At 64.0% G+C, this 14933-nt stretch carries 6 protein-coding genes; 5 read left to right on the top strand and 1 reads right to left on the bottom strand.

From position 1 onward, the window contains the following. Positions 1-51 precede the first annotated feature (51 nt). From JQ628_RS03555 to JQ628_RS03535, 5 genes are all read left to right on the top strand, one after another. Positions 52-1740 carry a TolC family outer membrane protein gene (locus JQ628_RS03555; RefSeq protein WP_212221068.1) on the top strand — a complete coding sequence of 563 codons (1689 nt, stop codon included), beginning with the start codon at positions 52-54 and terminating at the stop codon, positions 1738-1740. A 300-nt stretch (positions 1741-2040) separates the two neighbouring features. Continuing rightward, the gene (locus JQ628_RS03550; RefSeq protein WP_249127513.1) at positions 2041-4194 is read left to right on the top strand and encodes a type I secretion system permease/ATPase; all 2154 of its coding nucleotides are present in this window, start codon (positions 2041-2043) and stop codon (positions 4192-4194) included. Beyond that, complete coding sequence (locus JQ628_RS03545; RefSeq protein WP_212219405.1) at positions 4184-5431, top strand: HlyD family type I secretion periplasmic adaptor subunit; 1248 nt, start codon at positions 4184-4186, stop codon at positions 5429-5431. Before JQ628_RS03550 ends, JQ628_RS03545 begins: the two co-directional genes overlap by 11 nt. A gap of 203 nt (positions 5432-5634) precedes the next feature. After that, positions 5635-6663 carry a transglutaminase-like cysteine peptidase gene (locus tag JQ628_RS03540; RefSeq protein ID WP_212219402.1) on the top strand — a complete coding sequence of 343 codons (1029 nt, stop codon included), beginning with the start codon at positions 5635-5637 and terminating at the stop codon, positions 6661-6663. Between the two features lie 147 nt (positions 6664-6810). Continuing rightward, positions 6811-7647 carry a hypothetical protein gene (locus JQ628_RS03535; RefSeq protein ID WP_212219399.1) on the top strand — a complete coding sequence of 279 codons (837 nt, stop codon included), beginning with the start codon at positions 6811-6813 and terminating at the stop codon, positions 7645-7647. Between the two features lie 99 nt (positions 7648-7746). Here JQ628_RS03535 and JQ628_RS03530 read toward each other — a convergent pair. Further along, the coding region (locus tag JQ628_RS03530; RefSeq protein WP_349628014.1) for an immunoglobulin-like domain-containing protein at positions 7747-14933 on the bottom strand (7187 nt) is incomplete at its 5' end.

Below are 14933 nucleotides of genomic sequence, written 5' to 3'. Positions count from 1 at the left end.
CGTACTGCGGTGTGTTTGGGTTCTTTTTGGGGTGAATTGGGGACAGGGCATATGAAGTCCGCATATATTGCCGTCGCTGGCCTATTTTTGGCCCTTAGCCCTGCGGGCGCAGCTGAATTTTCGATCAATGACGCGCTCAAGCAGGCAGTCCAGACCAATCCTGGTGTTGGAGAAGCATCGGCGAATCGGCGCGCCACTGAGTCGGAACTCAGGCAGACGCAAAGCACGTTGCTTCCTCAGGTACGGCTCGAAGCCCGCTACGGTCCTGAAAAATTCGACCAGAGCGCTGCGGTAGCCAGTTCGACCGCCCAGCCGATTCCCGTCCAAGGCAATGGCGCGTGGCGCAACGGTACGCAGGCGTCCGTCGTCGTGCGGCAAATCCTGTTCGATGGCTTTGCTTCCATCCACGATATCTGGCGGCAGTCGGCTCGCGTCAATGCGGCGGCATTCCGCGTCAGGGAGCGCACCGAACTCATCGCCCTCGATGCGGCCGAAGCTTATGTCGACGTGACGCGGTATATGCGGCTGATCACCCTTGCCGAGCAGAACGTCGCCACGCACGAGAAGATCTTTTCAAACGTGAATTCCCGCTTTGCAGGCGGACGAGCCGGCGAAGGCGATCTGGAGCAGGCGCGTGAACGCGTGGAAAACGCGCGTGCAACGCTGGCCGAATTCCGGCGGAGCCTGGATGAATCCCGTGCAAAGTACCGCAAGGTCGTCGGGCTCGAGCCGTACAATATGCGCTTTCCCGGTCCGCTTGCCGGTTTGCCCGGCAGCAGGGACGAAGCGCTGGCGGCCGCCATTCGCTTCAATCCTACTATTCTGGCGGCCCAGGCTGATCGCGATGCGGCCAAGCATGCGTTCCGGGTAACAGATGGCGCGTTTGTGCCGACATTTTCGCTGGAAGGCCGCGCGACCCATGCCGACAACACCTATCCCTACCTGGGCGTCACGCATGACGACTACAGCGGCAAGGTGGTGATGTCGTGGGATATCTTCCGCGGCGGCCAGGACGTCTGGCGCCGGTCGGAAATGGCCGAACGCTACACGGAAAGCACGGCGCGCCATGCACGGCTGCAGCGCGACGCGCTCGAATCGATCGACAAGGCCTGGGCAGCGCGCACCATCACAGTAACGCGCATCGCGGCGCTGACCCGTCAGTTGGAAGCAGACCGCAAGACGATCTCGGCTTTCAACAAGGAATACGAACTGGGTCAGCGGTCCCTCATCGACCTTCTCAACGCACAAAATCAATATTTCAACGCGGCCGTGTCGCTTACGTCATCGCGCGGCGTTATCGTATTCGCCGACTATCAGTTGCTCGCTGCGATGGGCACCCTGCTCGAGTATCTGAAGGCTCCTCCTCCGGTCGATTCCGCACCGCTTGATACGATGGGCGGTCTTGTGCCGTACAAGCTTCCGACCTTGCGTATCAACCTGCCTCAGAGCGGATCGGAGCCGCTCCGTACGGAAATTCCTGCCACGGGTGGTCCGGCCGCCGGCGTAGCTGCCTATGCCGCCGCCGAGCCGCAGGATGGTTTCAGGGATCGCTGGCCACGCTGGGCATTCGCAGCGAGGATGCTGGGAGCCATGGAATGGTTTGCTGAAAAGGGTGGCCAGCGCCCCGACACGACGCTGGCGCATGTCGATCCGACGGCCACGCAAACCATGTCGTTTGCGTCAGCGGACAAGGACAAGCCGTACTGGTTGCAGACTGTTTTCCCGGTGCGCCGGCAATAATCCTCTCGACCGGATGTTGCAGGGAATTAATGATCCCTGCGGCAGTAGTTTCCCGGGTTAACTGTCCGACGAAAGTTACCGTCGAAGTGAATGATTCGGCTGGCGGATTACTATATCTTCCGATCAGTAGCCCCCGCCCCATATTGCCACGGGGGCTTGTTCGCTTTCGATTAGAGGCTTTCCGCTTTGTTATTCCGGACCCCAAAGTCAGGCTCGGCCCCGCCAAAGGATCAGCCGGATTCGAGGAAGGCCGCGCCGGCCCAGACGGGCGGAGCCCAGCATGATCCCCTCGCCGCCTCGCTGACCTATCTGGCCGCATATCATGGACGCGCGGTAAGCCGGGAAGCGTTGCTCGGCGGCCTCCCCATCACCGACGGAAGGCTCTCGGTGGCCCTCTACGACCGGGCCGCCAAGCGGGCCGGGCTGGAAACCGAGGCCGTCAACCGCCCGATCCAGGATATTCCGGCCATCGTGCTTCCGGCCGTCCTGATCATGAAGAACGGGACGACGCTCGTTCTCATGGCAATCGATACGGCGCAAAAGGCCGTAAAGGTGGTCAATCCCTCGATTGCTCCTTACAGCGCCGAAATGCGGCCGCTCCAGACCGTTGCGGCCGGCTACACGGGCTACGCCTTCCTGGTGAGGGCCGCCACAGAATCGAACGCACGCGCCGTCGATGCCGGCGACCTGCCGCGCGACCACTGGTTCTGGTCGGTGGTCAAGCAGCACTGGCGCAGCTACGGGCACATCGCCCTCGCCGCGCTCCTCATCAACATGCTCGCTTTGGCGATGCCGCTTTTCACGATGAGCGTATACGATCGCGTCGTGCCGAACGGCGCCATTCCCTCACTCGTCGCGCTCGCGATCGGCATGGCGCTTGCCATCGTATTCGACTTCGTCTTCCGCACGGTCCGCAGCCGCATGATCGACGTCACCGGCAAGACGGTGGACGTGGTGCTGGCCGCGAACATTTTCGAGCATGTGATGGCGGTGAAGATGGTGCAGCGGCCGACGTCCGTCGGCATTGTCGCCAACCAGATCCGCGATTTCGATTCCGCTCGCGAATTCTTCACCTCGGGCAGCATCGTTTCGCTGACCGACCTTCTGTTTGCGATGATCTTCATCGCCGTGCTGTTCATCATCGCAGGGCCGATCGCCTGGATTCCGCTGCTGATGCTGCCGATGATGATCGTGCTCGGCCTCGTGCTACAGCGCCCACTCGATCGCGCGATGAAGCAGTTGCAAGCCGAGTCCTCGGCGCGTCACGGCGCCCTCGTAGAGGCCTTGAGCGGCCTCGAGACGGTTCGTGCCACTGGCGCCGAGGCTCGCATGCAGACGATCTGGGAGCGCTCCGTTGCGGCTACCGCGCGCTCCGGCGAGGCCGTGCATCTGTGGTCATCGCTGGCGCTGACGGCCGCAAGCGCCGCCCAGCAGCTGACCAGCCTGCTTCTGCTGCTTGTCGGCGTATTTCTCATCCTCGACGGCAAATTGACCGTCGGCGCCCTCGTGGCAGCCAATATGCTGGCCGGCCGCGTTCTGTCGCCGATCGCCGGCATTGCGGCGATGATCACGCGAGGAACGCAAACGCTCACCGCCCTCAAGGGTATCGACCGCATCATGTCGCTGGATCGCGAGCGTTCGCCGCGGCGCGCCTATGTGACGCGGCGGATCAGCGAGGGACGCATCGATTTCGAAAATGTCAGCTTCACCTATCCGCAAGGCGCCAACAAGGCGCTCGATAAGGTCTCGTTCCACATCGAGGGCGGCGAACGGATCGGCATTATCGGACGCGTCGGCTCCGGCAAGACAACGGTCGGCCGCCTGCTGCTCGGATTTTACGAGGCCCAGGAAGGCCGCATCCTGGTCGATGGCGTGGATTCCCGCCAATACGATCCCTCCGACCTGCGCACCGGCATCGGCTTCGCTCTCCAGGACACCGACCTGTTCTTCGGCAAGCTGCGCGACAACATCGCGCTCGGCAAGCCTGAGGCCACCGACGAGGAGGTGCTCGCCGCCGCGCGCCTGTCGGGCGTCGAGAGCTTCATCGCCGGTCATCCGATGGGCTACGACATGCCGATCTCCGAGGGCGGCCGCAGCCTGTCGGGCGGCCAGAAGCAGGCGATAGGACTAGCGCGCGTCCTGATCCGCAAGCCGAAGGTGCTGTTCCTGGACGAGCCAACCGCGCATTTCGATGTTCGCAGCGAAGCCGAATTCCTCGAGAGGCTGAAAGCGCTGCGCGAGCAGGCAATGACGATCATCATCTCGACGCATCGTCCTTCCCTGCTCAACATGGTCGACCGCCTGCTGCTGTTCGACAACGGGCGCCTCGTCGCGGATGGCCCGCGTGACAAGGTGCTGGCGCTGTTGCAGGGAAAACCGGCCGCAACCGAAAACCCGGCCCAGCCCCATCGCGCGCCAACGCCGAACATCGTGGCAAAGTCCAATGTCAAGTGATTTTGCCTTTGCGAATGACATTCGCGCCGCGGCCAAGCTTCGCACGCCGCGCACCTCGCGCATGCTGCTGGCCGCCTCGCTCGCCCTTCTCGTCTGCTTCCTGACCTGGGCGCATTTCGCCGTCCTTGAAGAGGTCAAGCGCGGCAACGGCAAGGTCGTGCCGTCGCGGCAGATGCAGGTCGTGCAGACGCTCGAAGGCGGAATCGTCGGCGAGATCCTGATCCAGGAAGGCGCCATCGTGCAGCAGGGCCAGTCCCTCATGCGCATCGACGACACCAAGTTCGCCGCCGAGTTCGGTGAAATCAGGGAGCGCCGCGCCGCCATGGCGGCGCGCGTGGCGCGGCTCGATGCCGAGGCGCGCGGGCGCAACGAAGTCACCTTCCCCGATCAGCTCGATAGCGTCGTTCCCTCCGCCGTCGCCGCGGAAACCAGCGTGTTCAAGATGCGCGCGCAGAAAGTGGCGCAGGATGTCGACGTGCTGAACCAGCAGGTGACCCGGCTCACCGGCACGCTCAAACTGCTCGATCGCGAGCTCACGCTGACGCGCAAGCTGTACGAGCAGAAGGTCGTGCCCGAAATCGAAATGCTGCGGCTCGACCGGCAGGCCACCGAAATGCGCGGCCAGCTCGCGGAAGCGCAATCGAAGATCACCAACACCGTTGCCTCGTTCCGGTCCCAGGCCGACGAGGATCTGGCCAAGTCCAAGGCCGATCTCGCCGTGCTCGACGAGAACATCAAGTCGGCGCAGGACCGCGTCAGGCGCACCGACCTGAAATCGCCGGTGCATGGCATCGTCAACAAGCTGAACGTCACGACGGTCGGCGCTGTGGTGCAGCCGGGCGCCAATGTGATGGACATCGTCCCGCTCGACGACACCTTGCTGGTCGAGGGGCGCATTCGTCCCCAGGACATCGCATTCATCCGCCCCGGCCAGGACGCGGTGGTCAAGATCTCCGCTTACGATTCCTCCGTCTACGGCTCGCTGAAGGGCAAGGTCGAGCGCATCAGCGCCGACACCATCATCGACGAGAAGGAAAGGCAGCCCGACAAGCAGGAGACTTTCTATCGCGTGATGGTGCGCACCGAGAAAAACCACCTCGGCACCGAAGCAAAGCCCCTGCCGATCATTCCGGGCATGGTGACCACGGTCGAGGTCCTGACCGGCGAGAAGTCGGTGCTGGACTATCTGGTCAAGCCCGCCCGCACCCTGCGCGACGAGGCGCTGCGCGAGCGCTGAGCCCCATCCCTAACAAGACGTAAATTCCGTCAGGTTAATTGTTGCGGCTGCCCCAACGCCGGGTTTGCCGCGTTTCGCGACCGTCCACTCCGCTTAACTGCTCTTAAGCAGCCTGCGCCGCAAAGTCCCGCCCGATAACAGACCGGGAAGCGGATCGGCGCACAAGACGCTGGCTGACGTCCCGGAAACAGGGGACGTCATTCATGGCACCGCATCGGTCGTTGCGGCGTGCAAGCTCGTTCGTGGTCGCGGCGGGACTTGCCATTTCGATTTGTGCTTTTCCGGTATCCCGTTCATTGGCCGATGAGGCGGCTGGCGCGGCCGTTTCCGTCGACCTCGCTCCCGGCGCGGATGGATCGTCGATCCGGGCCGCGGCGACCGTCTTCACCATCAACGGCGTGCTTGCCAAGCTCGACCGTCAGCGCGGCCGCGGCCCGGAGGCCGTTCGCCTCGCCGCGCTGACGCCTGCCGGTACTGCCACGGATGCCCCTCCAGCGCAGCCCCAGGGCCTTCCGGCGGCCGGCAGCGACCCGTTCGGCCTCTTCACCTTCCGTGCTCCCGACGGCCTGCTCTGGCGCAAATGGCGCGCCGTCGAGGGCGCCATGGCGCGCGAAAAGACGGTCTTTGAGCAGTGCCGGGCGGATGCCCAGGCCTGCCCTCCCCATGCGGCGCAATTCCTTCGGCTGGTCGAAGCCGTAAAGTCCAGGTCGGGCCGCGCGCGGCTTGACGAAGCCAATCGCGGCATCAATCAGGCCGTCCGCTATGTCAGCGACCTGTCCCAGCACGGCGAGCCGGATCGCTGGAGCACCCCGCTTGCGACCTTCGCCACGGCAAAGGGCGACTGCGAGGACTACGCCATCGCCAAATATGTCGCGCTGATCGAGGCCGGGGTGTCGCGGAACGACCTGCAACTCGTGCTGGTCCGCGACCGGCTTGTCCGCCAGGACCACGCCGTGCTGGCTGCACGGCACGAGGGCCGCTGGCTGATCCTCGACAACCGCTGGTCCGAACTGACCGAGGACGGTGAGGCCAAGCGTTTCACCCCGCTGTTCGCCATCAACCATGACGGCGTCCATCTGTTCGCCGCACCTTATGCCAAACGCATTGCGCCGGACGATCAGCGCGAGGCCGCACCGGCTGCCCCGGCGGCGACTCCGACGGTTGCCTGGACCGGCTCCGAACCGGCCGAGGCGAGCCTGTCGGCGATCGACTCTCTGCCCCTCCTGCTCTGACGGCCGCTAGCTGACTTCCCCTGGCGAGGCCGGCCGCGTGCCGGTCCTCCGCGACCGCGAGCCACCCGGCCAGATCCTTATCCGTCGCGTTCTCGCGATGGCCGGGCGATGATATGAACGCGTAGGACCCGTCAGCGGAGCGCCAATTTGATCAAGATCTGCATTTCCACCCCCGCCTTCGGCGAGGTGTTCTACACGCCCTACGTTCAGAGCATTTTCCGCCTGCTCCATGCCTTCCAGCAGCGGAATTGGGCGTCGAGCTTCGCCAGCGTCGCCTATGCCGACATCGCCGAAAGCCGCAATTTCCTGCTGACGCGCTGGTTCGACAAGAGCGATGCGACGCACCTGCTTTTCATCGACGCCGACATGGGATTTCCGGCCGAGCTCGTGCTCGACATGGTCGACTTCGGCCAGCCCGTGGTTGGCGTGGTCTATCCGAAGCGCCAGATCGACATCGAGAAGATCGCGGCGGCCGTAGCGGCGGGCGATCCCGTCAAGCGCGCCATTGCCAAGGGACATGACTACATCGTCCGCAAGAAGCGCGGCCTCAGCATCGCAACGCCAAGCAAGGGTTTCATGCAGGCCGACGGATGCGGCGCCGGCGTATTCCTGATTGCCCGCAGCGCGATCGAGACCATGCTGAAAAAGATGCCTGAGATCGTCGACGACAAGGCCAGGGCAAACTCCCCGCTGGCCTCCAGGCTCGACCGGCTGATCCGCGCCTTCGAGCCGGTGCGCGTCAATGGCGCGCTGCTGTCGGAGGATTTCTCGTTCTGCCACCGCTGGAACCTGTGCGGCGGCCAGGTGTGGGTGAACACCAATCACCCGATCGAGCATATCGGCCTGCACCGCTTCCGCGGCAGCTATTCCGACCTCGTGCCCGGCATTGCGGCGACGCCGGCGCAAATCCGGGTGAAGGAAGCCGTGACCGAGCCGCGCATCGTGCAGCGGGTGACAGCCAACGCCGCGACCAAGTCCAAATAGACGGATCAGGGCTTCTGACGCCCCGGCCGCTCGCATTGTCGCCGCCAAGCAAAAACCCGCCGGATTGCTCCGGCGGGTTTTTCTGTTGAGCCCGTTTCGTCAGGCCGCGTGCTGCGCAGCCATCGCAGCTTGCTCCAGGGCGATCTGGATCGCGGGCGGCACCGGTGCACAGGCACCTACTGCCGCGAACTCGCCGCCGCCCGCAGGCGCCGTGCTGCCCTGATGGTCGGCAGGCTGGCCCAGCGCAGACAGGTCGATATGGTTCTCGCTGTGCTGGAAGTCGGCGAGGATGCTGGCCGCCGCTTCCTGCGGGATGCCGCCGGCCGCCGGATCGTGGTGGTCGGCGGACGTGTGGTCGGTGGCCGGCGTCGACGAGTTGCCGGCCGCCGTGGTCGGCTTGGTACCCTCGATCGTGTCGAAGTTGACCTCGACGAACGAGCCCTTCGAGCCATTCGTGTAGGTAAAGCTGCCGTGCGCATCGACCGCCTGGCCATTGATGGTGTCCGTGCTCGCGGTCGCGGCAAGATCGATGCTCTTGATGCCGAGATCGCTGAGCTTGGAGAGCTCGCCCTGGTCGCTGACGCCGTTGTGGTTGGCGTCCTGCCAGACCACCAGCTTATCGAACGCCTGGTCGTCGCTGCTGATGATGCCATCGTGGTTGCTGTCGAGGCTCGCCAGCGCCGCAATGCCGTCCGCGAAGTGACCGCCAGCGAAGGTCGTCGTGAACAGCTCGTTGCCGTTCTCGATCTTGCCGGAGCCGTCGACATCGAGCGCAAGGATGCCGTCCTGGCCGTGGGCGGTCCAGGCCACCTGGTCCTTGGCGCCGTCGCCGTTGATATCGAACGAAACGCCTTGATCGACACCCGCGAGCTGGACGCCCTGCTGACCCAGATCGAGCACGATCGGATCGGTCGCGCTGCTGTAGACGACGAAGTCCGATGCGGTCATCGCGGCAACTTGAGCTGCCGTGACATCCTCAAGAACCGCCACCAACGAGCGGGAACCCGTACCAGCCGAATTCCAGTTGGTATCGAACCAAACCTCGGCTCGACTGTTGGTCGAATTGTAGACCACGACGTACAAATTCTCAGCATCTACGCTAGGATCACCATTGAGAATCTGCGTCTGAGTCTGACCGCCGGCAGCATTGATGACAACAACCTGATTATCATCGGTACTGTTGATGTTGGCGATGCTGGAGCGGACGGTGAAGTTGCCATCACCGGCTGTTAGCGAGGCGCCTGCGGAGGTTCCTGTGACCCCGAAGTTTACCGCACCGGTGGCCGCACCTTCGAAGAAACCGATCTTGTCAGATCCTGCCACAAAATCGGTGAACGTATCGGTACCGCCATCGGTTCGCAGCCGGAACTGATCAGCCCCCGACCCGCCCGTCAGATTGTCGTTTCCGACGTTCCCTGTGAGGGTATCGGCGCCGGCGCCACCATTGATCGTATCCGCGCCCGACCCGCCGACCAGCTTGTCGCCGAAACCACTGCCGGTAAGCGTGAAAGCCTCGCTCTGCGAGCTGACGGAGATCGTCACCCCGGCAGCCGCGGTTGCGGCGGCGGCAATGGCCTCCACGTTGACAAGTCTTCCGTCGGTCAAGCCATTGAGGCCCGACGATGTCGTGGTGATGTTGATCGTATCGGTGTTGCCCAACAGATCGATCGTGGCGCCGCCGTTGATCATCGCAGTCAATTGATCGCCCGTAAGCGTCAACGTGTCTGCGCCGGCGCCGCCGGTCACGTTCATGTCTTCGACGTTCGTCGTGCTCGCCGCGTTGCCGGCCGAAATATCGACCGCACCCGAAATCATGACGTTGAGAACGTCGCTACCGCCGCTGTCGGAGGCGAGGTTGATGGTGCTGAAGCCCGCCCATTGTGCGGCCGACATCGTGACGCTGTCAGCGCTGCTGCTTCCGGTCAGCGTTTCGACGCCCGTTACGGTGCCGGTTGTAAAGTTGACCGTCGTGGCACTTCCCAAGACGATCGTATCGCCGGTGGTATGCGTGCCGCCGTTGATAACCTCGCCCGCGGCGAAGTCGCCGTTGGCCAGGTTGATGGTGTCGTTGCCGGTGCCGCCGAAAATGTAATCCACCGCCGTTCCACCGGTCAGGGTGTCGTTACCACCGAACCCGTAGATGACGTTCGAACTGGCGTTGTTCGCATCGAACGACTGACCCGTGCTGGTGCCAAGGTAGACGTTGATGACATTGGCGTTGCCACCGGCGGCGCCGTCGTTGACCTGAAGTGTGCCGGAAAGCTGTGACGCCTGCTCCGTCGGTACGATCAGGGTATTGCCGCCGATCGCGAGGTTCGTCGGGCTACCAAACGCGGCCGCAAGTCCGGCGGTCGTACTGGTCAAGCTGAACGAAGAGTTGTCCGGATCGGCGATCGTGAACGATATCGCACCCGTCGACGGGTCGACGGTGACACCGGACACCACCGGCACGTCGTTAGTCGGGTTGACGTTGACCGTCGAGGCAATCGACAGGCTACCGGTGTCGTCGCCGCCGCCGCTGTCCTTGATCTCCGTCAGCGTGAACACGCGGTTGCCGTCGGTCGGATCGTTGATGTTGGTGTTCTGGTAGCTGATGCCGTTGACGAGCGTATTGATCGCGCTCGTCGACACGCCGGCCGCCTTCGTCAGGACCACGGTGGCCGTGTCACCGACGATGGTCACGGTGTAGCCCATTGCGTTCGTCGAGGTCGTACCCGACGAATTGGCTCCGAGCGTAATGGACGTGTTGTCGACGACGATCCTCTCGCTCGCGCCGTCCAGCAGCCCGCTTACGGTGAACTTCAGGCTGGTAATGTTCTGACCGGATTCAATGGTGCTCGTGCTGGTGCCCGAGAATACCGTGACCGCCGCGGCCTGCACGCTTCCCGCCGCTTCCGCAAATGTCGGATTGCTGGCCGTGGCGGTCAGTGTCGGGGCTTCATTCACGTTGGTCAGATTGATCGTGAACGTCTCGGTGCGCGAGAGCTGCGGGATGCCGTTGTCGGTCGACGAGATGTCGAGCGTGTAGCTTTGCGCTGTCTCGAAGTCGAGCGCTCCGCTGACCCGGATCTCGTTGCCGACGATGGTGAATTTGCCAAGGCCGGTTCCGCCGGTGATCGCGTAGGTGTGGGTTTGCCACGCTTCCGGATCCGTGGTCGACAGCAGCCCGACAACCGTGCCGAGAGCACTGTTTTCGGCGGTACTGTTGCCGGCCAGCGCGATGTCGGTCGGTGCATCGTTGATGAGATCGGCGAGCGACAGCGTAACCGGCGATCCAGTTTCGAAGGTGAAGTTCTCGAAATTGGTGAACTCATCGGTGACGCTGCCATGCGTGATCGCTACGCCGCCAGCAATCGCCGCATAGGTCGCCTGGTTGTACGCAAAGCCCAGCTTCACCGTATCGACATCGGCGCCGCCATCGGCCACCACCCGGCGAGTGTCGGCGCGATCGGTGAGGTCGAGCGTATCGTTGCCCGCCTCGCCATTGAACTTGATGGTCGAGTTAAGGATCGAGGTGCCGGCGAAGTCGCCGGAAACGGTGAGCGTATCAGCGCCGCCGCCGCCGTTGATGGTGACGGATTCGATCTCCTTCATCTCCACCATGATGGTGCCGGAGCCGTCGGAGACGAGCGCTTCCGCCGTTCCGGTGTAATCCGGACCAATGCGCGTATTGTAGGACGCGACGGTCTCGAGGAAGAAGTTCTGCGTATTGCCATCGCCGTTGACGATCAGCGTGTCGCCACCGCCCACCGGCTCGCTGCCGCCGTCCACGAAGTCACGGCCATCGCCCACATTGTAGGTGATGGTGTCGTTGCCTTCCTGGGCATAGATGACATCGTCGCCGGCGCCGCCATTGATCGTGTCGTTGCCTCCGGTGCGGCCGCTTTCCTGCGCCAGTTCGGCCTGGTGCGCCTGGATGTAGTTGAGCGTGTCGGCGCGGGTCCAGTTCTGGTACGCCGGCAGCGTGCTCAGATGCGCTTCGAGCTGCTGGAACACGAGCCAGCCGGCGCCGTTCGGCGTCGTGGTCGAGTTGGTCAGGCCATGGCTGTCGGCAAGCGTGTCGGTGAACAACACGTCGCCGAAGATGACGTCGTTGCCGGCGTTGCCGCTGATGATGTCGCTGCCGGCCACGGTCGGAACGGTCGAGTTGGAAACGAGGTTGCCCATGACCGCGGTCAGTTGCTCGGCCGAGGTGATGTTGTTCGCGCTTCCGCCTGCTCCCTCCACCTGGTTGAGAACGTTAAGGGCCGTGCCATTCACGCTGATACCGACGGCTTCAATCGTGAAGGCCTGGTCAACGCCGCCCGGGCCATCGCCCGCGGTTTCGATCCGTGTGATTTCGCTGACGCTATCGCCATCGCCGGTTCCGGTGATGTGCTGAATCGATTCACCGGCGGTGACGTCAATCACCGTTGATGTACCGTTGCCGCTGTATGCCTGGTTCGGCTCGCCGTCCGAAACGAACAGGAGCCGGTTCACCGTTGCGTTTGCGATCGGATCATTCGCACTGGTGCCATTGATCCAGTCGATTGCACGCTGAAGGCCTGCCTCATAGTTCGTCCCGTCGCCGGACGAGATACCATTGATGAAGTTGTGGGCCGCGGTGACCTGAGCCGCGTTCGATGCGCCACCCGACACAAGCGTGAAGGTTGAGCCTGCCGATGCATTGTCGTCGAAGGCAACAATGTGAATGGTGACCGCGTTGGCGCCCGAGCCGGAAAGCGAATCGATCAGGCTGTTGACGGCGTTCTTCATCGCCTGGAGGCGCGTGATCGAGCCGCCGCCGAACGATATGTTGTTGTCCATGCTGCCCGAACGGTCGAGCACCAGGACGATGTTGGCGTTGTCGCCGGCCGCGATCGCGGTGCCACCGGGATCGCCGACCAGGATGTCGTTACCGGTGAGACCGTTGACAGGGCCACTGGTGGCGAGCGGGCTCAAGCCCGGAACGGTATGCAGCGGATCCGGAGAAGCGCCATCGTCGCTCTCGTTCGAGCCGACGACCAGCATCGTGTAGTCGACCGGCACGGTCGTCGTGCCCGCCGTGTTGAGCTGCTCGTACTCAGTTCCGCCCGAGAACACGCCGGTGATCGAGTTCGTGATGGACGGCTGGCTGGTGATATCTCCGTCCGCATAGGTCGAGGTGACCGAACCGGTTGACGCTCCCGCCAGAACCGTAACGTGGTCGCCATTGGCCAGCGTGAAGACCAGGTCGGTGGTCGGCGTGAACGGGGTCAGCCCGCTCGTCAGCGTCACCGTGTAGGTGATCGAGCCGCCCGTTTCCGAGATGCTGCTGTCCGATGTCGAGAGCGTCGCCGTCACGGGATCGATGGTGTCGGTGATCGAGGTCACCGCGGGAGCCGGATTGACCACCAGGTTCTCGAAGTTGCCGCCGGTCGCCGTGCTGATCGTCGCGCTCACCGTCGTCGGGTCGAGATAGACGTCCTCGTTCGGCGTCACCGCGTGCACGACGGAACCGGAGCTGGCGCCGCCCGCAATCGTGATGACGTCGCCGTTCGACAGCATCACCGTCACCGGGTGGCCGGCCTGCGCCGGGTTGGTCAGCGTCGCCGTGTAGGTGATGCTGGTGCCCGCCTCCGTAATGCTCGGCGTCGCCGACAGGCTGACCGTGGTCGGATCGAGCGTGTCGGTGATCGAGGTCACCGCCGGAGCCGGATTGACCACCAGGTTCTCGAAGTTGCCACCGGTCGCGCCGGTGATCGTCGCGCTCACCGTCGTCGGGTCGAGATAGACGTCCTCATTCGGCGTCACCGCGTGCGCGACGGTGCCGCTGCTGGCCCCGCTCGCAATCGTAATGGTCTCGCCGTTCGACAGCGTCACCGTCACCGGGGCTTGCGCCGGGTTGGTCAGCGTCGCCGTGTAGGTGATGCTGGTGCCCGCCTCCGTGATGCTCGGCGTTGCCGTCAGGCTCACCGTGGTCGGATCGAGCGTGTCGGTGACCGTCACCGTCGCGGTGTCGGTATGGACCAGCTGCTCGTAATTGCCACCGGTCGCGCTTGTCATCGACACGGTAAAGGTCTCGCCGTCCTGATAGACGTCGTCGCCCTGTACCGGGAACGTCACCGAGCCCGTGGTCTGGCCGACCAGGATCGTGATCTGCTGCGTGTTCGACAGCGTGATCACCAGGTCCGTCAGCTGCGGCGCGCTCGACACCGTCGCCGTCAGCGTGACGTCGCCGCCTTCCGACACGGTCGGGTCGTTCAGCGTGATCGTGCTCGGATCGATGGTGTCGCTCACCGTCACCGTCGCGGTGTCGGTGTGGACCAGTTGCTCGTAGTTGCCGCCGGTCGCGCCCGTCATCGACACGGTGAAGGTCTCGCCGTCCTGATAGACGTCGTCGCCCTGCACCGGGAACGTCACCGAGCCCGTGGTCTGGCCGACTGGGATCGTGATCTGCTGTGAGTTCGACAGCGTGATCACCAGGTCCGTCAGCTGCGGTGCGCTCGACACCGTCGCCGTCAGCGTGACGTTGCCGCCTTCCAGCACCGGCGGGTCGTTCAGCGTGATCGTGGTCGGGTCGAGCGTGTCGGTGATCGAGGTCACCGCCGGGGCCGGATTGACCACCAGGTTCTCGAAGTTGCCGCCGGTCGCCGTGCTGATCGCCGCACTCACCGTCGTCGGGTCGAGGTAGACGTCCTCGTTCGGCGTCACCGCATGCACGATCGAGCCGCTGCTGGCCCCGCCCGCAATCGTGATGATGTCGCCGTTCGTCAGCGTCACCGTCACCGGGTGACCGGCCTGCGCCGGGCTGGTCAGCGTCGCCGTGTAGATGATGCTGGTGCCCGCCTCCGTGATGCTCGGCGTTGCCGACAGGCTGACCGTAGTCGGGTCGATCGTGTCGGTGATCGAGGTCACCGCGGGAGCCGGATTGACCACCAGGTTCTCGAAGTTGCCGCCGGTCGCCGTGCTGATCGTCGCACTCACCGTCGTCGGGTCGAGGTAGACGTCCTCGTTCGGCGTCACCGCGTGCACGACGGTGCCGGTGCTGGCGCCGCCCGCAATCGTGATGACGTCGCCGTTCGACAGCGTCACCGTCACCGGGTGACCGGCCTGCGCCGGGTTGGTCAGCGTCGCCGTGTAGATGATGCTGGTGCCGGCTTCCGTGATGCTCGGCGTCGCCGACAGGCTGACCGTGGTCGGATCGAACGTGTCGGTGATCGAGGTCACCGCCGGAGCCGGATTGACCTGCAGGTTCTCGAAGTTGCCACCGGTCGCGCCGGTGATCGTCGCGCTCACCGTCGTCGGGTCGAGATAGACGTCCTCAT

This window comes from Bradyrhizobium lablabi, assembly GCF_018129385.1.
Lineage (GTDB): Bacteria > Pseudomonadota > Alphaproteobacteria > Rhizobiales > Xanthobacteraceae > Bradyrhizobium > Bradyrhizobium lablabi_C.
This window is presented reverse-complemented; position numbering and strand designations above follow the sequence as displayed.